This is a genomic window from Arthrobacter sp. B0316-1-20 (assembly GCF_059091865.1).
The window spans coordinates 103,356-125,526 of record NZ_JBNHHC010000016.1; the positions used below are offsets into that span (position 1 = coordinate 103,356).

General features: G+C 69.6%; 15 protein-coding genes. 10 read left to right on the forward strand and 5 right to left on the reverse strand.

Going from position 1 to position 22,171, the window contains the following annotated elements:
* The first annotated feature begins 63 nt into the window (after positions 1–63).
* Complete coding sequence (locus AC5RW2_RS24240) at positions 64–1,338, forward strand: DUF4192 domain-containing protein (protein WP_494025822.1); 1,275 nt, start codon at positions 64–66, stop codon at positions 1,336–1,338.
* 249 nt (positions 1,339–1,587) lie between these two features.
* Entirely contained in the window at positions 1,588–2,862 is a 1,275-nt protein-coding gene (locus AC5RW2_RS24245) for an RNA polymerase sigma factor (RefSeq protein WP_494013832.1), read from the forward strand.
* 279 nt (positions 2,863–3,141) lie between these two features.
* Here the strand turns inward: AC5RW2_RS24245 and AC5RW2_RS24250 are convergent, their stop codons facing one another.
* A complete protein-coding gene (locus AC5RW2_RS24250) occupies positions 3,142–3,363 on the reverse strand; it encodes a DUF7455 domain-containing protein (protein ID WP_493999501.1) in 222 nt (73 codons plus the stop codon).
* 250 nt (positions 3,364–3,613) lie between these two features.
* Here AC5RW2_RS24250 and AC5RW2_RS24255 point away from each other — a divergent pair, with 250 nt between their 5' ends.
* On the forward strand, positions 3,614–5,725 hold the full coding sequence (locus AC5RW2_RS24255; protein ID WP_494013833.1) for a DNA gyrase/topoisomerase IV subunit B: 2,112 nt from the start codon (positions 3,614–3,616) through the stop codon (positions 5,723–5,725).
* Here the strand turns inward: AC5RW2_RS24255 and AC5RW2_RS24260 are convergent.
* Together AC5RW2_RS24260 and AC5RW2_RS24265 are read right to left on the reverse strand one after the other, a co-directional pair.
* The gene (locus AC5RW2_RS24260; protein ID WP_494013834.1) at positions 5,722–6,693 is read right to left on the reverse strand and encodes a M56 family metallopeptidase; all 972 of its coding nucleotides are present in this window, start codon (positions 6,691–6,693) and stop codon (positions 5,722–5,724) included. The genes AC5RW2_RS24255 and AC5RW2_RS24260 overlap by 4 nt on opposite strands.
* Positions 6,694–6,698: 5 nt before the next feature.
* Positions 6,699–7,088 carry a BlaI/MecI/CopY family transcriptional regulator gene (locus tag AC5RW2_RS24265; protein WP_494013835.1) on the reverse strand — a complete coding sequence of 130 codons (390 nt, stop codon included), beginning with the start codon at positions 7,086–7,088 and terminating at the stop codon, positions 6,699–6,701.
* 188 nt (positions 7,089–7,276) lie between these two features.
* Between AC5RW2_RS24265 and AC5RW2_RS24270 the strand changes: the two genes are divergently transcribed.
* Genes AC5RW2_RS24270 through AC5RW2_RS24285 form a run of 4 tightly spaced genes read left to right on the forward strand, consistent with a single transcriptional unit; the run spans position 7,277 to position 14,372 of the window.
* The gene (locus AC5RW2_RS24270) at positions 7,277–8,908 is read left to right on the forward strand and encodes a cytochrome ubiquinol oxidase subunit I (protein WP_494013836.1); all 1,632 of its coding nucleotides are present in this window, start codon (positions 7,277–7,279) and stop codon (positions 8,906–8,908) included.
* 31 nt (positions 8,909–8,939) lie between these two features.
* Positions 8,940–9,959, forward strand: a complete 1,020-nt coding sequence (gene cydB, locus AC5RW2_RS24275; RefSeq protein WP_494013837.1) for a cytochrome d ubiquinol oxidase subunit II — start codon at positions 8,940–8,942, stop codon at positions 9,957–9,959.
* A 5-nt stretch (positions 9,960–9,964) separates the two neighbouring features.
* Positions 9,965–13,384: a thiol reductant ABC exporter subunit CydD gene (gene cydD, locus AC5RW2_RS24280; protein WP_494025823.1), complete on the forward strand. Its 3,420-nt coding sequence runs from the start codon at positions 9,965–9,967 to the stop codon at positions 13,382–13,384.
* A gap of 4 nt (positions 13,385–13,388) precedes the next feature.
* Positions 13,389–14,372 carry a GNAT family N-acetyltransferase gene (locus AC5RW2_RS24285; protein ID WP_494013839.1) on the forward strand — a complete coding sequence of 328 codons (984 nt, stop codon included), beginning with the start codon at positions 13,389–13,391 and terminating at the stop codon, positions 14,370–14,372.
* A 61-nt stretch (positions 14,373–14,433) separates the two neighbouring features.
* Here the strand turns inward: AC5RW2_RS24285 and AC5RW2_RS24290 are convergent, their stop codons facing one another.
* Together AC5RW2_RS24290 and AC5RW2_RS24295 are read right to left on the reverse strand one after the other, a co-directional pair.
* Positions 14,434–14,952: a DinB family protein gene (locus AC5RW2_RS24290; protein ID WP_493999509.1), complete on the reverse strand. Its 519-nt coding sequence runs from the start codon at positions 14,950–14,952 to the stop codon at positions 14,434–14,436.
* Between the two features lie 9 nt (positions 14,953–14,961).
* Positions 14,962–17,460, reverse strand: a complete 2,499-nt coding sequence (locus AC5RW2_RS24295; protein ID WP_494013840.1) for a DNA gyrase/topoisomerase IV subunit A — start codon at positions 17,458–17,460, stop codon at positions 14,962–14,964.
* Between the two features lie 47 nt (positions 17,461–17,507).
* Between AC5RW2_RS24295 and AC5RW2_RS24300 the strand changes: the two genes are divergently transcribed.
* The 3 genes from AC5RW2_RS24300 (at position 17,508) to AC5RW2_RS24310 (ending at position 22,115) form a co-directional block, all read left to right on the forward strand.
* Complete coding sequence (locus AC5RW2_RS24300) at positions 17,508–20,216, forward strand: bifunctional acetate--CoA ligase family protein/GNAT family N-acetyltransferase (RefSeq protein ID WP_494013841.1); 2,709 nt, start codon at positions 17,508–17,510, stop codon at positions 20,214–20,216.
* A gap of 47 nt (positions 20,217–20,263) precedes the next feature.
* Complete coding sequence (locus AC5RW2_RS24305) at positions 20,264–20,929, forward strand: DUF5998 family protein (protein ID WP_493977911.1); 666 nt, start codon at positions 20,264–20,266, stop codon at positions 20,927–20,929.
* An 85-nt stretch (positions 20,930–21,014) separates the two neighbouring features.
* A complete protein-coding gene (locus AC5RW2_RS24310) occupies positions 21,015–22,115 on the forward strand; it encodes an alkaline phosphatase family protein (protein ID WP_494014121.1) in 1,101 nt (366 codons plus the stop codon).
* The last annotated feature ends 56 nt before the right edge of the window (positions 22,116–22,171 follow it).

Sequence of the window (22,171 nt, forward strand, 5' to 3'; positions counted from 1 at the left end):
GGTTGTCCACAGGAGAGCCCCCTCGGCTGGCCGCCGGGCAGGCAGCGGCGGAAGGCTCCTGTCATGGAGAAGAAGAAGTTCACCGCCCGCCGCTCCGTCGACATTCTCGGTTTCGTGCCGCATGCGCTGGGATTCCTTCCCGCCGACAGCGTGGTGCTGCTGGCCCTTTCCCAAGGCCGTTTGGGCGCGACCCTCCGCCTGGACCTCCCCGCCAGCGGGGACGGCTGCCACCTCGAACTGTTTGCCGAAACGGCGGCGGACTATCTGCGCTCGGACGAGGACGCCGACTCCGCGCTGCTCATCCTGTACACGGACCACCCCTGGCGTTCGCCGGGCCGGCCGCCCCATGCCCGGCTCGTGGCCGCCCTCGGCCGTTCCCTGTCCGCCGCCGGGCTGCCGGTCCGCGCGGGCTGGACGGTAGGCCCGCAGCACTGGCGGGAGCTTTATTGCGCCGACGCCGAATGCTGTCCGCTGCCCGGACGTCCGGTGTCACAGATCCGGGACAGTGCCCTGAGCGCCGAACTTGTCTACAGCGGCAGCACCTACGCGGCCTCCGCAGCGGAGGCCGTGGCCGTCCCACGGGCGGCTACCTCCGGCGCGCCGTACGCGACCGCCACGTCCGTCCGGAAAGCGGGGGCTGCACAGGCACTAACACCGGCACCGGCAGCGACGCCCGATGTCGCGGCCGGGATACGGCAGGAGGCGGACCGGCTGGCCGCGGGACGTGCGGGAGGGTGGACCCATTCGGACTTCTACTTCCACACCCTCCGCCGCTGGGAGCAATCCCTGGCAGCGCACAAGGCCGGAACCCTCACGGCGGAAGCGCAGGCCTTCCTGCTGGCGAGCCTGAGCGACAACGCGGTACGGGACGGTATTGCCATCTTCGCCTGCAGCAGCGCCGAGACGGCGTTCCTCTGGGCCGAGGCATCCGGCCTCCTCGATGACGCGGACCGGGCGGCGGGCGCCGCGCCGCCCGTCGATCCATTGCCCGGGTCCGGCGATCCTGCCGCAGCCCGGGGCTGGTCCAAAATTTTGATCGGTGAGTCGCCCCACGCTCCGGACTGGGATCGCGTGGACGCCACGGCACACCTGCTCTCCCGCCTGCACGCCGTCGGAGCGGGGCGCTCCCGCGCTGCCGCCGGCACGCTGCATGCCTGGATCGAATGGGCCCGGGGACGCGGTACGCATGCGCATCAACGGGCCGAGGCCTGCCTTCGCGAATGGCCCGGCTACCGGCTGGCGGAACTGGTGCGGGAACTGGCAGACAGCGGAATGCTGCCGGTGTGGGCGCGCCGGCGGGAGACCGCCTGGCCCGGACGGAGGCACCTGACGGCATGATCGCGGCGTCGCGACGGTCGAAAATCAGTTCATCCGGCGGTCTGAATCGTGAGACAATGGGAACCGAGACCCGGTTGGGTTCGTGTTTCAAACAGCGGTAGATCCTGCGGGAATACCGCCGCCGCGGATCAGGTTATGCCATGCAGACCCTGCGTCCGTGGCTTGGTTTGAATTCATTCACGGACTTGACAGGGTCATAGTGGTGTTACCCGCAGGTAGCGTCACAGACCGCCGTACGAAAGGTTCTCTGTGTCACCGGACAAGAAGACTGCTGCAGCTCCCGATGAGGAGACTGCTGCCTCCGCTCCGAAAAAGTCCGCGACGACCAAGCGCGCGGGCGCCCAGTCAGCGGCAGCGGCGGAAGCTGCTCCGAAACGGCGCGGCCGCAAGCCCGGTGCCGCTGCCAAGAAGGATGAGGCGAACACCGCCGAGCTGGCCACGGAAGAAGTCGACGAGGATCCCGAGGTCGAGCCGGAGCCCACCGAGGAAGACGTAGAAGCCACCGAGGAAGCCGGCGCCAAGAAGGGCAAGGACGGCGAGACCGGGTCCGGGTTTGTTTACTCCGACGCCGACGACGACGACGCCCCCGCCCAGCAGGTGGTCTCCGCCGGCGCCACCGCCGACCCCGTCAAGGACTACCTGAAGCAGATCGGCAAGGTCGCCCTGCTGAACGCCGAGCAGGAAGTCGACCTCGCGCTGCGGATCGAGGCCGGTCTCTTCGCCGAAGAGAAACTGGCCAAGGACGACGGCACCATGGAGACGCGCCTGCGGCGCGACCTGGAGCAGATCGTCCACGACGGCAAGCGCGCCAAGAACCACCTGCTGGAAGCCAACCTCCGACTGGTCGTCTCGCTGGCCAAGCGCTACACCGGCCGCGGCATGCTGTTCCTGGACCTGATCCAGGAAGGCAACCTTGGCCTCATCCGCGCCGTCGAGAAGTTCGACTACACCAAGGGCTTCAAGTTCTCCACCTACGCCACCTGGTGGATCCGGCAGGCCATCACCCGCGCCATGGCGGATCAGGCCCGCACCATCCGCATTCCGGTGCACATGGTGGAAGTCATCAACAAGCTGGCCCGCGTGCAGCGCCAGATGCTCCAGGACCTGGGCCGCGAGCCCACTCCCGAAGAGCTGGCCAAGGAACTGGACATGACACCGGAAAAGGTCGTCGAGGTCCAGAAGTACGGCCGGGAGCCGATCTCGCTGCACACGCCGCTGGGCGAAGACGGCGACTCGGAGTTCGGCGACCTGATCGAAGACTCCGAGGCCGTGGTTCCCGCCGACGCGGTCAGCTTTACCTTGCTGCAGGAACAGCTCCACTCGGTGCTGGACACGCTGTCCGAGCGCGAAGCCGGCGTGGTGGCCATGCGCTTCGGACTCACCGACGGCCAGCCGAAGACTTTAGACGAAATCGGCAAGGTCTACGGCGTCACGCGGGAACGCATCCGCCAGATCGAATCCAAGACCATGTCCAAGCTGCGGCACCCGTCGCGGTCGCAGGTACTCCGCGACTACCTGGACTAATCCGACTGCGCAGCAGGGCCGGTACCCGCAAGGGGCCGGCCCTGCTGCGTTAACCGGCTCCCGCAAAAGGCCGGCCCTGCTGCGTTAGCCGGCGGCAGCGGGGGAAGGGGAGCGCCGCGTTCCGGCGCCAGGTCCCCGGGCGCCCCCGGCGGAAAGGCCTCCGGAGACGCAAAGGGCGCCGTTCCCCTTGCGGGGAACGGCGCCCTTTGACCGGGTACCGGGCGGACCTGTCGGACCGCTCCGGGAACGGGCTGCGGCTGCAGCCCGTTCCCAAAGAACCTATTCGGCGGCGGCGCCGGCCTTTTCGGTCAACCGGCTGGTTTCGTCCTGCCATTCCGAGGCCTTGGAGCGAAGCTGCGGCTCATGCTGCCGGGCATGGTGCCCGCAGAAGAGGAGTTCGCCGCCGGAGGAGGCCAGGACAACCCGTACATAGGCTTGGGCACCACACCGGTCGCATCGGTCCAATGCGGTCAGTTCACGGGGGGCTACTGCTGTCGTCATGATGACCTCCTTACGAGTGCGTCTATCCATAGAACCATCCGAAGCGCGGAAATCTTCGCAAGATGGGGTCACTTTCGCTCACCGCGTATCACGTGTGGGTAACAGCCGGGAGCTGCGTCACATGCCGGTCTGCGCTCCGGCGCGGTGCACAAGCCCGCCCGCAAAGGGGATTAGCCTAGTAACGGTCCGTTATTCGCGGCGGACCGCGGCCAAGGACCGCAGTTCTGTCTGCCAAGGAGCACTCGTACACGTGGCGCCAACGAAGTCTGAGTACACAGCACGCCATCTTTCCGTCCTGGAAGGGCTGGAAGCCGTCCGCAAGAGGCCGGGCATGTACATCGGATCCACTGATTCCCGCGGGTTGATGCACTGCCTATGGGAAATCATCGACAACTCCGTCGACGAGGCGCTGGCCGGGTACGGGCAGAGCATCAAGATCACGCTGCACCCGGACGGCTCGGTGGAGATCCACGACGACGGCCGTGGCATCCCGGTGGACATCGAGCCAAAGACCGGCTTGAGCGGCGTCGAAGTAGTGTTCACCAAGCTGCACGCCGGCGGAAAGTTCGGCGGCGGCTCCTACACGGCCTCCGGCGGCCTGCACGGCGTCGGCGCCAGCGTGGTCAACGCCCTGTCCTCCCGCCTGGATGTCCAGGTGGACCGCGGCGGCAAGACGTACCAAATGTCCTTCCGCCGCGGCGAGCCGGGCAAGTTCATCGACACGGGCAGGGGGCCGGGCCCGGAGTCCGCGTTCGAGCCGTTCGTCACGGGCTCCAAACTGGAAGTGGTCGGAACCGCCAAGCGCGGCGTGACCGGAACGCGCATCAGATACTGGGGCGACCGGCAGATTTTCACCCCGGACGCCAAGTTCTCCTACGAAGAGCTGCAGAACCGGGCGCGGCAGACCTCGTTCCTGGTTCCGGGGCTGAAGATCACGCTGCGCGACGAGCGCAGGTTGGCCGGCACCGCCGGCGAGAACGGCCCGATCGAGGAAGTGTTCCACCACGACGGCGGCATCGCCGAGTTCGTCGAATACCTGGCCAACGACAGCGCCGTCACGGATGTCTGGCGCTTCCACGGCTCCGGCAAGTTCAAGGAAACCGTTCCGGTACTCGATGAAAACGGGCACAGCAAGATCGCCGAGGTCGACCGCGACTGCCACGTTGACGTCGCCCTGCGCTGGGGCATTGGTTACGACACCACGGTCCGTTCCTATGTGAACATCATCGCCACCCCCAAGGGCGGCACGCACCAGGCCGGCTTCGAACAGGCGCTGTTGAAAACCTTCCGCAAGGTGATCGAGGCGAACGCCCGCAAGCTGAAGGCCGGCAGCGACAAGATTGAAAAGGACGACGTCTTCGCGGGACTCACCGCGGTGCTCACCGTCCGCCTGGCCGAGCCGCAGTTCGAAGGCCAGACCAAGGAAATCCTGGGCACCTCCGCCGTCCGCGCCATCGTGTCCCGGGTGGTGGAGAAGGAGCTGGCCGCCAAGCTGGGGTCCTCGAACCGCGGGGATAAGGCCCAATCCGCGCTGCTGCTCGAAAAGGTCGTCAGCGAGATGAAGTCCCGCATCTCGGCCCGCGTCCACAAGGAGACGCAGCGGCGCAAGAACGCGTTGGAGACGTCCTCCATGCCGGCAAAGCTGATCGACTGCCGCACCAGCGACGTCGAACGCTCCGAGCTGTTCATCGTCGAGGGCGACAGCGCTTTGGGCACGGCACGGCTGGCCCGCTCGTCCGACCACCAGGCGCTGCTGCCGATCCGCGGCAAGATCCTCAACGTGCAGAAGGCATCGGTGGGCGACATGCTCTCCAACGCCGAATGCGCGGCCATCATCCAGGTGGTGGGGGCCGGGTCCGGGCGCAGCTTCCAGCTGGACGCGGCCCGCTACGGCAAGGTCGTCCTGATGACGGACGCCGACGTCGACGGCGCGCACATCCGCACGCTGCTGCTCACGCTCTTCTTCCGCTACATGCGCCCCCTGGTCGACGCCGGTCGCGTGTACGCCGCCGTGCCCCCGCTGCACCGGGTGGAGATCATCAACCCGGGTGCCAAGGCCAACGAGGTGGTGTACACCTACTCGGAGAACGAGCTGCACAAACTGCTCGCCACCCTGGAGAAGGACGGCCGGAAGTACAAGGAGCCGATCCAGCGCTACAAGGGCCTGGGCGAGATGGACGCCGACCAGCTGGCCGAGACCACCATGGAGCCCCGCCACCGAACGCTGCGCCGGGTGCGGATCGAGGATGCCGAAGCCGCCGAGCGTTCCTTCGACCTGCTGATGGGCTCCGACGTGGCGCCGCGCAAGGAGTTCATTGTGGCCGGCGCCTCGATGCTCGACCGGGAACGGATCGACGCCTAGGCCGCCAGCCCGGGTGCCACCAGCAGGACGGTCGGCACCGCCAGCAGCAAAGCCGCGGCCAGCAGTACCGCGGACCGGGCCGCGCCGCCAAGGGCCGGAACAGGGGAGAGCAGCCGCCGCAGCCGGTGTGCGGTGACAAAGGACTCCGCCTCGGCGGCGCCGAGCAATCCCTTCGCCGGGTCGCCCAGGCTTGCGGCCGGGCCTGCCGCCGCCGGCCGCTCACCGGCGGCGACGACGGCGATCGCACGCACCAGCGTCTCGCGGGCCGACGTCTTCAGGGAATGGTCGTCCGCGAGCATCTCGATCAGCTCGTTCACCGCCGTCCGGGCCAGCTTCGAGGTGGGGAGCCAGGGCAGGGCCGCCCGCCAGGCGGCGAAGGCCCACAGCAGCAGGTCGTGGCGCTGTTCCAAGTGTGCCTTTTCGTGCGTCATGACCGCGTGCAGTTCGTCCGGCGAGAGCAACTCGAGCAGGCCGTTCGAGAGCACCGTGACGGAGCCGCCGCCGCCGGGCAGGCAGTAGGCCACCGGCGCCGGGTGGTTGATCACCAGGGTGCGCGGGGAGTCTTCGGACGGGGAGCTGAGCAGATTCAGCAGGTCGCGGTGCCGGCCGCGCTGTTTGCGGATCTTGTAGTAGGTCAGCAGCAGCGTGAAGACCAAATGGACGGTCAGCAGCAGGGCGGCGCTGAGCGCGAACACGTGCACCAAGTCCAGGCCGGTATCCGCACTGTCGTCCAGCAGAAGGCCGGTCAGGCCCCGGAGGCCGGCCAGCAGGTGGTCTCCCAGCGGTTCCAAGCCCCACGTCAGCATGGCGCCGATCATGGACAGGCCGCCGGCCAGGGCGATGGCCTGCCAAAGCACCAGCGCCGTCCCGGGACTGCGGGCCGTCCAACGTGCCCGCGAGAGCAGGATGGGAGCAGGCCACGCCAAAATGACCGCCATGGCGGCCAGCAGGTAGGAGGCCAGGAACATTCAGCTCAGTTGGAAGAGAGGATCTTGCGCAGGGTTTCCGCTTCCTCGTCGCTGACCGTGCCGATAAAGCGGGCCAGGACGGCCTCGCGGTCCGGGGCCGAGCCCAGGACCTCGTGCATCAGCTCCACGGTGTGCTCTTCGCGGCTGGTCACCGCCCGGTAGCGGTGGGGGCGGATGTCGCGGCCGCGCTGGACCAGCCCCTTCTTCTCGAGCCGGGACAGGACCGTCAGCACCGTCGTGACGGCCAGCTCCTTGCCGTCCGCCCCGTCCGCGGAGACCTGCGCCAACGTGTCGCGCAGCTCATTGGCGGTCAGTCCTCCTTCGGCGGGATCGGCGGCGTTCTGGGACCACAGCACGTCCATGACCGCCCGTTCCAAATCTCCGAGAGTAGCCATCTGGTTCCTTTTCGTCTCTTAACGTCGCATCACCGGCGCGCAGAACCTTTCCGCGACCGTGCTCTTGGTCTCTAATTTACCGTCTTTCGTGCAAATGTTCTACAGTTCGTAGAAGATTAAGTTCTACGGCTTGTAGAAATGAGTTCCGGCGCAGGCCGGAACCCAGGTCAGTCCGGGAGGCAGCGGCAATGGAAGCACTTGAAATCGCGCGGTGGCAGTTCGGTATCACCACCGTCTACCACTTCCTCATGGTGCCGCTGACCATCGGCCTGGGACTGCTCGTCGCGATCATGCACACGGCCTGGTACCGCACCGGCAAGGACCAGTACCTGCGGATGACCAAGTTCTGGGGCAAGCTGTTCCTGATCAACTTCATCATGGGCGTGGCCACCGGCCTGGTCCAGGAATTCCAGTTCGGCATGGCCTGGAGCGAATACAGCCGCTTCGTCGGCGACGTCTTCGGCGCCCCGCTGGCCATGGAGGCGCTGCTCGCGTTCTTCGTCGAGTCCATCTTCCTGGGCCTGTGGATTTTCGGCTGGGGCCGGCTGCCCAAAGCGGTGCACCTGCTCAGCATCTGGGGTGCCTCGCTGGCCACCGTCGCTTCGGCCTACTTCATCCTGGCCGCGAACTCCTGGATGCAGCACCCGGTCGGCGTCGAAATGATCGACGGTCGGCCGGTCATGGTGGACGTCTGGGCGGTGCTGACCAACAACACGCTGCTGGTGGCCTTCCCGCACACCATCTTCGGCGCCACCTCGGTGGCCGGCGGTTTCCTGCTGGGCATCAGCTGGTACCACCTGTGGAAGCGCCGCCGCGACGGCATCGACACCGTGGGCCCGGACGGCACGGTAGTCGTCGGATCCGACCCGGCGCGCGGCAGGGATGCGGCCGACCACAAGGTCTGGCTCCGCTCGCTGCGGATCGGCGCCGTCGTCGCGGTCGTCTCCTTCGCCGGGGTGTCCCTCACCGGGGACCTGCAGGCTAAACTGATGTTCCAGCAACAGCCCATGAAGATGGCCGCCGCGGAGGCCGCCTGCCACGACGGCACGGGCTTCTCCATCCTGACGGTCGGCGACCTCGGCTCCAACGACTGCGACGACATGGTCGCCGTGGTGGAGCTGCCCGGACTGCTCTCCTTCATGGCCAACGGCGACTTCGACACCGAGATCCGGGGCATTAACAGCCTGCTGCCGGAGTACCAGGAGCGCTTCGGAACGCACCTGCCCGACAACCCGATCTACGGCGAGCGCGCCGGCAGCGAAATCGACTACGTGCCGGTCATGGAAGTCACCTACTGGGGCTTCCGGATGATGATCACCTTCGGCATGCTGGCCGCCGCGGCCGCCGCCGTCGCCCTGTGGGTGGTGCGCAAGGGCACGGTGCCCGAATCGAAGTGGCTGATGCGGCTGGCCGTGTTCGGAATCCTCGCCCCGTTCGGTGCCAACTCGGCGGGCTGGATCTTCACCGAAATGGGCCGCCAGCCGTTCGTCGTGGCACCCAACCCGGATCCCGACGGCATCGACAACGTCTTTATGTTCACGGCCGCGGCCGTGTCGCCGGGCGTCTCGCTGGGGGAGCTGATTTTCTCGCTCAGCGCCTTCACCTTGGTCTACGGCTCGCTGCTGGTGGTGGAAGTGAAGCTGCTCGCCGCCTACTGCCGCGGCGGTGTGCCGGCGGCAATGCCCGAGCTGCTGCCCGCGGCGTCCGCGGATGGCACGGGCAAGGACGACGACGGCGGCACCGGCGGCCACGGCAAGGACGGAGACGGAACGGACGGGAACGGAAAAGACCCTGATGACGTGCTCGCGTTCGCGTACTGAACCGGCTCCTACGGATCGATAAGGACGACTCATGGAAACCCTGCCTACCATCTGGTTCATTGTCATCGCCTTCTTCTGGACCGGGTACCTGTTCCTGGAAGGATTCGACCTCGGCGTCGGCATGATGATGCGCGGCTTCGCCCGGAACAACACGGAACGCCGCGTGCTGCTCAACACCATCGGCCCGGTCTGGGACGGCAACGAAGTCTGGCTGGTCACCGCGGGGGCCGCCACGTTCGCGGCCTTCCCCGAGTGGTACGCCGCCCTGTTCTCCGGTCTGTACCTCCCGCTGGTGCTCGTGCTGCTGGCCCTGATCTTCCGCGCCGTCGGGATCGAATACCGCGGCAAGGTGGACACGGACCGGTGGCGGGCGCGCTGGGACTGGGCGATCGCGCTGGGCTCGTTGGTCGCGGCCTTCGGCGTCGGGGCCATGCTCGCCCTGACCACCACCGGCCTGCCGCTCAACGCCAACGGCGACCGGGTGGGCGGACCGTTCGCCTGGTTCAACGGCTACGCCGTGCTCGGCGGGCTGGCGGTGGTCGGCTTCAGCCTGGTCCACGCGGCGGCGTTCCTGGCGCTGAAGACCGACGGCGAAGTCCGGTTGCGGGCCAAGGCGCTGGTCCTGCGCTGGCTGCCGGTGGCGCTGCTGCCGATGGCCGCCTGGGCCGCCGTGTTGGTGCTGCGCCACGGCAAGGCCGTCACGGTGGCGACGCTGTTGCTGGCCGCCCTCGGCGCGGCGGCGGCCTGGCTGCTGGCCAAGGCCGGACGGGACGGACTCTCCTTCGCCGGACTCGGCACCTTCGTGGTCGCCGGGTCGGCAACCATCTTCACCGCGGTGTTCCCCACGGTACTGCCCTCGACCATCGACGAGGCCTTCAGCCTGACGGTGGACTCGGCGTCGTCGTCGGACTACACGCTGGGCGTGATGAGCGTGGTGGCGCTGTTCGGCATCCCGGCCGTGCTCGTCTATCAGGGCTACACGTACTGGGTGTTCCGCAAGCGCGTGAGCGCCTCCGCCATCCCCGCAGCACACGCCGTCACCGCACAGTGAAGCCGGTGCTTCCGGTGGGCGCCGCCGGCAAACGGGCGCTCTACCTGCTGGGACTGGCCGCGGCCGTCAAGGCCGGCGGCTTGGTCTTGCTCGCTTCGGCGGTGGCCGCCGGGGTGGCGGGCGTGGCGGCCGGGACGTTCAGCTGGGAGGCGGTCCTGCTGCCCGGCGCCCTCGGCGCCGTCCTGCGCGCGGCCGCGGCCTGGGGCCAGGACGTGGCCGCACAGCGGGCTGCGGCCGGCATCAAGGAGGACCTGCGGGCCCGCCTCGCCGCCCGTATCCTGCACGACGGCGGTGCCTCCCCGGCCGGGCGCAACGGCTCCGCCCCGGGCGAGGGCGCCCTGAGTGTGCTGGCCACCCGGGGACTGGACAACCTGGACGACTACTACGCCAAGTACCTGCCGGCCCTGGTGACCTGCGCCACCGTACCCCTGCTGGTGGGGCTGCGGATCCTGGCCGCGGACTGGGTGAGCGCGCTGATCGTGGTGCTCACGCTGCCGCTGGTGCCGGTCTTCATGATCCTGATCGGCAAGCACACCGAAGACCGGACGAAACAGGCGGCCGCCGCCTTGGACCGCCTGTCCGACCACCTGCTGGAACTGGCCCGGGGACTGCCGGTCCTGGTCGGCCTGGGCCGGGCCGCCGCGCAGACCCGGGCCCTGGGCGATGTCGCCCGCGCCTACCGGGAACGGACCCTGGCCACCCTGCGGGTCGCCTTCCTGTCCTCGCTGGCACTGGAACTGATCGCCACCATTTCCGTGGCCGTGGTGGCGGTGTTCGTGGGCATCCGGCTGGTCTACGGCGGAATGGAACTCGAAGCCGGGCTGCTGGCCCTGATCCTGGCTCCGGAGTGTTTCCAACCGCTGCGCGACCTCGGCTCGGCGCACCACGCGAGCGAAGACGGACTGGAAGCCCTCGAGCGCAGCAAGGCCGTGTTGGACGCGCCGGCGGGCCGGCCGCTGGTCGCCGCTCCGGACGCCGGGCACCGGCCCCGGGCGGTCCGCGGGGAAGCGCCGGAGCTGCGGGTTGCCGGGCTGACCGCCGCTTACCCGGGCCGCGGGCAGGTGCTGGAAGGGCTAAACTTCACGGCTCTGGCCGGCCGCATCACCGCCTTGTCCGGGCCGAGCGGCGGCGGCAAGACCACGGTGCTGGAGATCCTGGCGGGCCTGCGCCGGGACGGGGCCCGCATCCGGCTCGCCGGCCGGGTGTCCGGCCTCGACCGCGGCCGGATCGCGTGGATCCCGCAGCATCCGGTTCCCTCCGAGTCCACGGCGGCCGAGGAGGTGGCGCTGTATGCCGGGCTGGCCGGGCCGGCCGGGCGTGCAGCGGCGGAGGAAGCGCTGGCGCAGGTCAATGCCGCCGGCCTGGCGGACGCGGACACCGGCGACCTCAGCCCGGGAGAGCTGCGCCGCGTGGCCGTGGCACGGGCTTTGGCCCGGGTTGACCATGTCCCCGGGGTGGACGTGCTGCTGGCCGATGAACCTACCGCGCACGTGGATGAGCGCAGTGCCCGGGCCATCGAGGCCGCGCTGGACGGTCTCCGCGGCAGGGTGACCACCGTGCTGGTGGCCCACGACCCGGACACCGCCGCGCTCGCCGACCACGTGGTGCCGGTGGTGCCGGCGTCCGGGGAACCCGTTGCTGCCGCCCCGTCGGATACGGATGGTGTGCGGTCCCCGGCATCGGGCACCGAACGCCGCGCGCAGGCGCCCGGAGCAAGGGCGGGCTCCGGCACGGAAGCGGCGGGGGAGGACGGCGGAACCGAAGCGGCGGGGAAGGACGCAGCCGGCGCCGGACCCGGCCTGTGGCGACAGGCGGCGCTGCTGCGGCCGTGGAGCGGGAAGTTCCTGGCCGCACTGTGCTTTGGCCTCGGCGCGGCGCTCTTCGCCGTCGCGCTGGCGGGCCTGTCAGGCTGGCTGATCGTCTATGCCAGCGAACAGCCGCCGATCCTGTACCTGATGACCTCCATCGTCGGTGTCCGGTTCTTCGGGATCGGGCGTTCGGTCCTGCGTTACCAGGAACGGCTGAAGCTGCACGACGCCGTCTTCGAAAGCACCGACCGGCTGCGGATCAGGTTGTGGAACGGGCTGCTGCAGCGGCCGGCAGCGTGGCGGCGGCTGGCACGCGGCGGCGGCGCCCTGGAGCGGCTGGTCGGAGACGTGGACGAACTGCGGGACATCGCCCCTCGGGCGGTCTTCGCCCCGCTGGTCGGCCTGCTGGTGGCCGCCGCGTCCTGCGTGGCCACCGCGCTGCTGATGCCCGCGGCCCTTGGCTGGCAGCTGCTGCTCTCCGGGATCTGCATAGTGGGAGCCCCCGCGGTGACGCGCTGGGCGGACCGCCACGCCCAGGCAACCACCGTGTGGCTCAAGGGCAGGTCGCTGAACGCGTTCACGCGGCTGCTGGCGGCCGCACCGGACCTGGCCGCAAACACGGCTGCCGGGCCGCTGCTGCTGCGTGCCCGCCGCCTTGACCGGGAAGCGACCGCCGCCGTGCAGCGCAGCGCCTGGGCGCAGGGCCTGGGACACGCGCTGACGGTGCTGGCCTGTTCCCTCTCAGCCGTCGTGATGCTCGGCTCGGCGGGAGGCACGGTGCCGGGGGTGGTGGCCGTCGTCGTCCTGATGCAGTTGGCGCTGGCCGAACCTTTCATGGCGGTGAACACCGCGGTGCAGCAATGGGGCGCCTGGCGCGCCGCCGGGGCACGCGTCATTCCGGAGCTGGGCAGCGGCGGCGCGGCCCCGGCCCGCCAAGCACGGCGGGAAGCTCCGGTCGAGGCGCTGGAACTGCGCAACGCGTCCTACCGGTACCCGGGCGCGGACCACGACGCCTTCACCGGCGTGGACCTGCGGGTGGAGCGCGGTCAATGGCTGGCGGTCACCGGCCCGTCGGGAAGCGGGAAGTCCACGCTGCTCGGCGTACTGCTGGGGTTCCTGCCACTGGCCTCCGGCCGCTACCTGGTCAACGGGAGGTCCGGCGGGGCTCCGCGGTCGGCCATCGCGTGGATGCCCCAGGAAGCGCACCTGTTCAACTCGACGCTCCGCGCCAATCTGCTGCTGGCCCGGCCTGCCACCGACCCGCCGGCCGAAGAGCAGATGCGCTCGGCGCTCGCCGCCGTGGGGTTGGGCGGATTCCTGGCCGGACTGCCGCAGGGGCTGGGCACCCGGATCGGCCCGGGCGGGCACTTCCTCTCCGGCGGCCAGCGGCAGCGGCTCGCCGTGGCCCGGGCGCTGCTGGCCGACTCCGATGTGGTGCTGCTCGACGAACCTGCCGCGCACCTGGACCGCGAGGCCGGGGACGCGTTGCTGGCCGACCTGCGCCGCGGGCTCGCCGGCAAGGCAGTCGTCATGGTGACGCACGACGAACGGCAAGCCGCATGGTGCGGGCTTCGGCTGCAGCTGCCTACCGGCACATATGCCGCTGCCCTAAGCTGAGGCAATGACCAATTCCGACCTGCCGGTCGTTCCCGGCGGAGCCCTGCGCTGGCGTCCCATGTCCGCCTCGGACATCGAGGGTTGGCACCGGTTGATCCAGCGGATGGCCGCGGTGGACAAACCGGTCTGGACCGAGACGACGGCGGATCTGGCGGAGGCGTTCGACGACCCTGCCAACGACCCCGCTGAGTGCACCGCCCTCGGGCTGGATGCCGGCGGGACGGTGCGTGCCGTGGGCCGGGTCTACGCGAACGCCGGCTCACCGGTCGCCCACACCTGGGGCGGGGTGGATCCGGACTGGCGCCGCCGCGGCATCGGCAGGGCGCTCTACGAGTGGCAGGCCGACCGCCAGCGGCGCCGGTTCCGCGCGGCCGGCATCAGGGGCGGCGTCCTGCGGAGCAGCACCGAGGAACAAGATCCGGTGCACAACGCGCTGATGGAAGCGGTGGGCGCCAGGGTGGTCCGCTACTTCACCGAAATGACCCGGCCGCTGGTGGAGATTCCGGACGCGCCGCTGCCGCAGGGCTTCGTCTTTGTGGACCTGGATCCGGGCGACAGCGACGCCGTGCGGCTCGCCCACAACGAGGCGTTCGCGGACCACTGGGGCAGCGAGCCGAGGGACGAGCGCCGGTGGAAGAACCTGGTGCAGCACCCTGAGACCAGGCCGGAGTGGAGCATGTCGGTGGTGGAGGCCGCCTCTGGCGAGACGGTGGCGTACCAGGTGGCCAGCTTTGATCCTCAGTACAAGCTGCAGTCAGGGTATGACGAAGGGTTCACGAACCTCCTCGGCGTCCGCAGGCAATGGCGCGGCCGCGGGCTTGCCCAGTCGCTGCTGGCCGAAGCGATGCGCCGGTTCCGGGCCGGCGGGATGGCACACGCCGGGCTGGGCGTTGACACCGAGAACCCCAGCGGGGCGCTGGCCCTCTACACCCGGATGGGCTACGTGCCCACCAAGCGCTACCTGGACTATGAACTGCCCCTGACCTGAGCGGGCAAGGCAGCCCCGACGTCGTGCACCTACGACATCGTGCACCGCGGCCGGGCGGCGGCTACGCCCCGACGTCGTGCAGGTGATGCGTGACGTCGTGCAGGAAGTAGCTGCCGAGCGTGACGACGGTGAAAGCCGAACCGTTGCTGCGCCTGCCGCGCCGGTCCCACTCTGCCGGGGTCACCGCATTGAAGCCGGCGGCGACCTCCGCGGCTGCTGCCGCCAGCTCCTCGGCGACGGCGCGCGGGTCCTGGCCGGCGTAACGTCCCTCAACGGCCGCGGCGTTCTGGTCCCAGTCGGCAAACTCCGGGTTGTCCTGGCCGAGCATCAGCTGCAACCGGGCATCGAACACGCGGCAGACATCCCGGACGTGGGCGGCGTACTCGAGCACCGACCACGTCGAGTCGTCGGGGCGGACGTGGGCGCCGGGCTCCGCCAGGGCCGCCTGCCAGCGGGGCACCGTGGCCAGCACCTCAGGGCCGATCCGGTCCGGCGTGACGCCGGCCGGGTCGAAGCCGCATTCGGGGCAGGGCCGCCCGGTGACCCACGTCCAGTCCTTGGTATCGGGGATGATCGCCATGCAGCCAGCTTAGGAGTCTTGTGACCCCTGCTGCGATAGGGCGGGGCCGACGGCGTCCACCGGCTGGGACAACGGTATGCCGGAACCGTCGCGGCGGCCGTGTTCGGTGGGCAGCGCCCGGGAGGCGCCGTTGGACGAGCTGGCCTTCGCCGGCCCGTGCCCGGCCCACGCCAGCGAGAGCATGTCCTCGCCCTTCAGGAAGCGGTGCGCGCGCACGCCGCCGGTGGCGCGGCCCTTGGCCGGGTACTCCGTGAACGGGGTGACCTTAACCGAGCCGGGGGAGGTGCCCGGCAGGGCTTCCTGCGAGGAGGCGACGGTGACGACGACGGCGTCCGCATCCCCCGCGGCGACCGCACCAAAGAACGTCACGGTGTCTTCCGCGCCCAGCTTGATGCCCGTGACGCCGCCGGCAGTGCGGCCCTGGGCGCGCACCGTCGAGGCCGGGTAGTGAAGCAGTTGCGCCTGGCGGGTGATGAAGACCAGTTCATCGTCGTCGGCCGGGACGCTCAGGCCCACGATGTAGTCCTTGGGCTTGAGCGCGATGATCTCCCAGTCCTCCCGGTTGAGCGGGTAGTCCGGGGTCACGCGCTTGACGATGCCCTGCGCCGTGCCGAGGGCGAGGACCTTGTCCAGCGGCGCCAAGGCCACCAGCGATTCGCCCTTCGCCAGGGTCACGAACTCCTTGACCGGGACGCCCCCGGCCAGGTTGGGCGACCCGGCAGCGGCGGCGAGCACCGGCATGTCCAGGACCGGGAGCCGCAGCATCCGGCCCAGCGAGGTCACCGCTCCGATCTCGGCCCGTGCCGTGGTCCTGACGACGGACGCCAGGACGTCGTGCCGGATCCGCTGGCCGTCCGACAGGGGCTCCTGGTCCACCGTGCGGGCGAGCTGGCCGGAGGCCGAGAGCAGGACCCAGCACGGGTCGTCCGCGATCTGCAGCGGCAGGGCGGCCTTGGCGTTCTTGCCGGGGGCGGGAGCCGGCAGGGCGGTGCCGCGGAGCGGGGCGGCGGCCTCCGATTCGAGCAGCACGGTCCGCCGCGGCGTGGCGTAGAGCGCGGAAACCTCGCCCAGCTCGTCGGACACCAGCTGGCGCAGCATGGCCTCGTTGGCCAGGATTTCCTCCAGTGCGGCGATCTCGCGGCGCAGCTCGTCCTGTTCCTTCTCGAGCTCAATCCGCGAGTATTTGGTCAGCTGGCGCAGCCGCAGTTCGAGGATGTGGTTGGCCTGGATTTCGGACAGGTCGTAGATGGCCATCAGCCGTTCGCGGGCGGCGGCCACCTCGTCCGAGGAACGGATGATCTGGATGACCTCGTCGATGTCCACGATGGCGATCAGCAGGCCCTCGACCAGATGCAGCCGGTCCTTCTTCTTGCCCAACCGGAACGCGGTGCGCCGCCGGACGACGCCGATGCGGTGGCTGATGTAGACCTGCAGCAGTTCCATCAGGCCCAGCGTGCGCGGCTGCCCGTCGACCAGCGTCACGTTGTTGATGCCGAAGGAATCCTCCATCGGCGAATAGCGGTACAGCTGCGCCAGCACGGCGTTCGGATTGAAGCCGTTCTTCAGCTCGATGACCAGGCGCAGGCCGTGCTGCCGGTCGGTCAGGTCCACGATGTCGCTGATGCCCTGCAGCTTCTTGGACGTCACCGCGTCCTTGATCTTCTCGATCACCTTCTCCGGGCCCACGCCGTAGGGCAGCTCGGTGACCACCAGTCCGGTGCGGCGGGCGGTGAGCTTCTCCACCTCCACCTTGGCGCGGGTCTTGAAGGAGCCGCGGCCGGTGGCGTACGCGTCGCGGATTCCGTCCAGGCCCACGATCTTGCCGCCGGACGGCAGGTCCGGTCCGGGGACGAACCGCATGATGTCCTCGAGCGTGGCGTCCGGGTTGGCGATCAGGTGCTGGGCCGCGGCGATCACCTCGCCGAGGTTGTGCGGCGCCATGTTCGTGGCCATGCCCACCGCGATGCCGGAAGACCCGTTGACCAGCAGGTTGGGGAAAGCGGCCGGGAGTACCGCCGGCTGCATCAGCTGGTTGTCGTAGTTGGGCACGAAGTCCACAACGTCTTCGTCCAGGTGGTCGGTCAGCGCCAGGGCCGGTGGTGCGAGGCGGGCCTCGGTGTAGCGCGGAGCCGCGGGACCGTCGTCGAGCGATCCGAAGTTGCCGTGGCCGTCAATCAGCGGCATGCGCAGCGAGAAGGACTGCGCCATCCGCACCATCGCGTCGTAGATGGCGGCGTCGCCGTGCGGGTGCAGCTTGCCCATCACCTCGCCGACCACGCGGGCGGACTTCACGTGCCCCTTGTCCGGCCGCAGCCCCATCTGGGACATCATGTAGAGGATGCGGCGCTGCACCGGCTTCAACCCGTCGCGGGCATCGGGCAGTGCGCGCGAGTAGATGACCGAATAGGCGTATTCGAGGAAGGAGCCTTCCATCTCGGAGGTCACGTCGATATCGACGATGTTCTCCGTGTAGTCCTCTTCGGGGGCGGGAGTCTGGCGGCGGGGCATGGGTAGAGCTTCGGTCCTTAGCTAAAAGTTGCGGATACAGTGAGTTTATGGCGCAAGAGGCTGATTCCCCGGATTATCCGGATTATTGGGAGGCGGATGTCGTGCTGCGCGACGGCGGGACGGCGCACCTGCGCCCCATCGTCCCGGCCGATGCCGAGGCCCTGCAGGCCTTCCACGTGGGGCAATCGGAGAGCTCCATCTACCTTCGCTTCTTCACCTTCAAGTCCAAGCTCAGCCCGCGCGAACTGGCCCGCTTCACCAAGGTCGACTACGTCAGCCGGGTTGCCTTCGTCATCACCATCGGCGATGAAATCATCGGGATCGGCCGCTACGACCGGCTGGACGATCCCGCCGAAGCCGAGGTCGCCTTCAATATCGCCGATGCCCATCAGGGCCGGGGGCTGGGTTCCATCCTGCTGGAGCATCTGGCGGCGGCCGCCCGGGAAAACGGCATCAGCAAGTTCTCCGCCGAGGTGTTGCCGGAGAACCGGAAAATGATCACCGTCTTCAACGACGCGGGGTACGAGGTGCGGCGCCATTTCGACGACGGGGTGGTCGCCCTCGAGTTCGACATCGACCCGACCGAGCGCTCCCGCGCCGTCATGGCCTCCCGGGAACACCGGGCCGAGGCCAAGAGCGTGGCCGCCCTGCTGGCCCCCGGATCCGTGGCCGTGATCGGCGCCAGCCGGGATTGGGGCAGCGTGGGCTACTCGCTGCTGGAGAACATCATCGAAGCCGGCTTTACCGGTCCCGTCTACGCCATCAACCCGCAGGCCTTCGAACTGAACGGCATGATCTCCCATGCCGCCATCGCCGACGTCCCGGACCCCGTGGAACTCGCCGTCGTCGCCGTCCCTTACGGGGAAGTGCCCAAGGTGGCCCGCGAATGCGCCGCCGCCGGCGTCAAGGGCATCCTGGTGGCCAGCGACGGTTTCTCCCAGGCCGGGACCGAAGGCTTGCAGCGGCAGCGCGAGCTGGTGCGCCAGGCCCGCGCCCACGGGATGCGGGTGATCGGCCCGGGCTCCCTCGGGCTCCTGAACACCGACCCGGCGGTGTCGCTGAACGCCTCCATGGCGCCCGCCATGCCCCCGCGCGGAGCGCTCGGGCTGTTCAGCCAGTCTGCGGCCATCGGCGTCCTGCTCTACACCGCCGCCAGCCGGCGTGGGCTGGGCCTGTCCTCCACGGTGTCGGCGGGGAACCGGGCCGACGTCTCCGGCAACGATGTCATGCAGTACTGGGAAGACGACCCGGCCACCCTGGCGGTGGGGCTCTACTTGGAATCCATCGGCAACCCCCGGAAATTTTCCCGCATCGCGCGCCGGCTCTCGCGCAGCAAGCCGGTGATCGTCGCCAAGTCCGATGTGATGGGACTGCAGCTGCCGCCCGGCCATGCGGTGCGCACCACCCAGGCGCCGCCGGGCGCCCTCGACGCCATGTTCCGCCAATCCGGGGTGATCCGCGTGGAGACCAATGAAGAGCTGATGGACGTGGCGCAGGTCCTGGTCAGCCAGCCGCTTCCGGCCGGCGCCAACCTGGCCGTGTTCAGCAACTCCCTGGCGCTGGGCAACGTGGTGGCCGACGCCGCCAGGGCCCACCAGCTGGACGTGGTCCGGCGGGAGGTGGCGATGGACCTGGATACCGGGCAGTCCACCGCGCTCCCGATGCTTCGCCGGCAGGTGCGGCAGGCACTGTCCGCACCCGAGGTGCACGCCGCCGTCGTCACCCTCCTTCCCGCCACCGGTATCCCGACCTCCCGGCTGGCGGAAGTGCTGCGGGACTGCGCCGAAGAGGCCGGCAAGCCGGTGGTCGCCTCCTTCACCGGCGTGCTCGACCTGGCCGAACGGACCGACGGCCTGCTGGCCGCCGGAGGCCCGGATTCCGGCGGCGGCCTGCAGCGCGGCCTGCCCGCTTTTGCCAGCCCCGCCAGCGCCGTGAACGCGCTGGCGGCCGCGGTCCGCTACGCCGAATGGAAGGCCCGCGACCAGGGCGAGTTCCCCGAGGCGGCGGGAACGGATCCCGCCGAGGCGCAACGGCAGATCGACGCCCTGCTCGGCGGGGTCACCGGGACCGAACTGTTGACGCCGACCCCTGCGCAGACCGCCCGGCTGCTGGGCTGCTACGGCATCACGGTTCAGGAGTCCGCCGGCTTCACGCACGACGACGAGGCCGTGGCCGCCGCCGAACGGCTCGGCTGGCCCGTGGCCCTCAAAACCACCGACGCGCGGCTGCGGCAACGGCTGGACCTCGGCGGGGTCCGGCTGAACATCACGGACGAGGCGACCCTGCGCGCCAACATCGCCCACATGCGGGCCAGCCTGGCCCCGTTCGGCGACATCCCGTTGGAAGTCCAGTCTATGGTGCCCGCCGGCCAGGCCTGCACCATCCGCTCCATCGAGGATCCGCTCCTGGGCCCGGTCGTCTCCTTCGGGCTGGCCGGCGACGCCGTCAACCTGCTGGGGGACTGGTCCCACCGGATCCCCCCGCTGAGCACCGTGGATGTGGCGGACCTGGTCCGCGGGCCCCGCGCCGCGGAGAAGCTCTTCGGCTACCAGGGCCTGCCGGCCGTGGACGTTCCGGCGCTCGAAGACCTGATCGCCCGCGTGGCGCAACTCAAGGACGAACATCCCGAAGTGGCCCTGCTGGAGCTCAACCCGGTCCAGCTCTCCGACCGCGGCCTGGCCGTGCTGAACGCCGAACTCCGGCTCGGAAACCATGCGCACCGCACGGACAGCGCGCGGCGCGCCATGCGGGACTGAACCTGCCGGGTTGGCCATCCGGCGGCAGCGTAGGGGATTATGGAACCATGAGCCCCCTATCGACGGCCGAACGCCGCAGTCTCGACGACGCCCTCAACCGGGCCGGCTTTTACCCGCTGCTGGTTTCCGACGTGGTCCACGACGCCCTGGACGAGCGCGAGCCGCTGTCCCACCTGGTGCACCTGGAGACACACTTCGACCGCAACGAGGTGCACCGGCACATCACCGTGCTGGTGCTCACCGAGGACATGCTGGTCATCACGCACGTGGACGACCAGCAGCTGGACGACGAGGGCGAGCAGATGGTGGCGCAGATTTCCACCGAGTCAGTCCCGGTCAGCCAGATCCGCTCCGTGGTGCTCAGCTACGTCTACGCCCAGCCGCAGAACTACACCTCCGCCGACCAGGCCCGCGAACTGACTCTGGCCATCGCCTGGTCCGGCGGCCAGCGGCTGGACATGGGCCCGGCCGGTTGCGGCGATCCGCAGTGCGACGCCGACCACGGCTACACGGGCAATATCGTCCAGGAAGACATCGTGCTGCGGGTCAGCGCGGAGGCCGACGGGCTGCAGGCGGTCCAGAACGCCAAGGACTTTGCCCGCGCGCTGCGCAAGGTCAGCACCAGCCACCCGGAGCCCGCCGCCGCGCCGGGCCCGGTGCAGCAGCGCCCGCGCATCGGCAACCGCCTGGTCCGCGGCCACCACGGCCGCTGATCTGCGGGATCGACGCTGCGTGACGCCGATACAGGAACCGCTTCCGGCTGCCCCCGGCTACGGCCGCAACTCGCTCGCGGAGGTCATGACCAGTGCCGCGGCCGCGCTGGGCGCCGAGGGCTTCGATAATGAGCTGCAGTTGCCGCCGGCGCGGCGTGTGTGCGTGGTCATGGTGGACGGACTGGGCAAGGCGCTGCTGAAGCAGCGCGGCGGACATGCCCCCTTCCTGCGCCAGGCGATGGACAACTCGAGGACCCTCGGCAGCGCCCTTCCCTCGACGACGGCGGCGTCCCTTGCCAGCCTGGGGACCGGGCTGGCGCCCGGCCTGCACGGCATGGTCGGCTATGACGTCCTGGACCCGGGGCAGGACAAGGTGGTCAACCAACTCGGAGGCTGGGACCCCGGGGTGGACCCGCAGGTGTGGCAGCCGCATGCCACGGTGTTCGAACGGGTAGCCGGGCAGCTGCCGGTGACCACCGTCAGCCTGCCCCGGTTCGCGGAGTCGGGCATGACCCGGGCGGCGCTGCGCGGCGGCAGGTTCGTGCCCGGCGCCACCGGCCATGCCCGGACCCAGGCCACTGCGGAAGCCTTGGCGGCCACGGACCGGGCGTTGGTGTACCTCTATTTCAACGAACTGGACAAGGCGGGCCACCGGTTCGGCGCGGCCTCGGCCCAGTGGGGGCATGCACTGGAGGAACTTGACTCGGACATGCGCCGCCTGGCCCGGCAGCTTCCGGCCGATACGCTGCTGCTGCTGACCGCGGACCACGGCATGCTGGACGTGGCCGAGGAGTTCCGTTTCGACTACTCGGCGGACCCGGCCCTGGTGGCCGGGGTGCGGCACACCGGCGGCGAACCGCGGCTGGTCCACCTCTATTTCGAACCGGACGCCACGGCCGGGCAGCGCGAGCAGGTGGCCCGTGCCTGGCTGCAGCGGTATGGGAAGCAGGCCTGGGTGTTCACCCGGGAAGAGGCGGTCAGCCGCGGGTTCTTCGGTCGGGTGGACCCGCGGGTGTTGCCGCGCATCGGAGACCTGATGGTGGCTGCCCGGGAACCCGTGGCGTTCTACGACACCCGGCGCGTGCCGGAGACCGCGATGTCCGTGGTCGGTCAGCACGGCTCGCTGACGAAGGCGGAGCGGGAAGTGCCCCTGCTGACCCTGGCGGCTCCGGGCAAACGGCGCTAGTCCGCGCCCGCAGGCAGCGAGAGGTTGACGGGCCAGGCAGCCTGGCAGGCCGGACG

Excerpts from the sequence above, each read along its gene's own strand:
- AC5RW2_RS24240 (WP_494025822.1), top strand. The coding sequence starts at position 64 with ATGGAGAAGAAGAAGTTCACCGCCCGCCGCTCCGTCGACATTCTCGGT.
- AC5RW2_RS24250 (WP_493999501.1), bottom strand. The coding sequence starts at position 3,363 with ATGACGACAGCAGTAGCCCCCCGTGAACTGACCGCATTGGACCGATGC.
- AC5RW2_RS24260 (WP_494013834.1), bottom strand. The coding sequence starts at position 6,693 with ATGTTCCTGGCCTCCTACCTGCTGGCCGCCATGGCGGTCATTTTGGCG.
- AC5RW2_RS24265 (WP_494013835.1), bottom strand. The coding sequence starts at position 7,088 with ATGGCTACTCTCGGAGATTTGGAACGGGCGGTCATGGACGTGCTGTGG.
- AC5RW2_RS24270 (WP_494013836.1), top strand. The coding sequence starts at position 7,277 with ATGGAAGCACTTGAAATCGCGCGGTGGCAGTTCGGTATCACCACCGTC.
- cydB (WP_494013837.1), top strand. The coding sequence starts at position 8,940 with ATGGAAACCCTGCCTACCATCTGGTTCATTGTCATCGCCTTCTTCTGG.
- AC5RW2_RS24285 (WP_494013839.1), top strand. The coding sequence starts at position 13,389 with ATGACCAATTCCGACCTGCCGGTCGTTCCCGGCGGAGCCCTGCGCTGG.
- AC5RW2_RS24290 (WP_493999509.1), bottom strand. The coding sequence starts at position 14,952 with ATGGCGATCATCCCCGATACCAAGGACTGGACGTGGGTCACCGGGCGG.
- AC5RW2_RS24295 (WP_494013840.1), bottom strand. The coding sequence starts at position 17,460 with ATGCCCCGCCGCCAGACTCCCGCCCCCGAAGAGGACTACACGGAGAAC.
- AC5RW2_RS24300 (WP_494013841.1), top strand. The coding sequence starts at position 17,508 with ATGGCGCAAGAGGCTGATTCCCCGGATTATCCGGATTATTGGGAGGCG.
- AC5RW2_RS24305 (WP_493977911.1), top strand. The coding sequence starts at position 20,264 with ATGAGCCCCCTATCGACGGCCGAACGCCGCAGTCTCGACGACGCCCTC.
- AC5RW2_RS24310 (WP_494014121.1), top strand. The coding sequence starts at position 21,015 with ATGACCAGTGCCGCGGCCGCGCTGGGCGCCGAGGGCTTCGATAATGAG.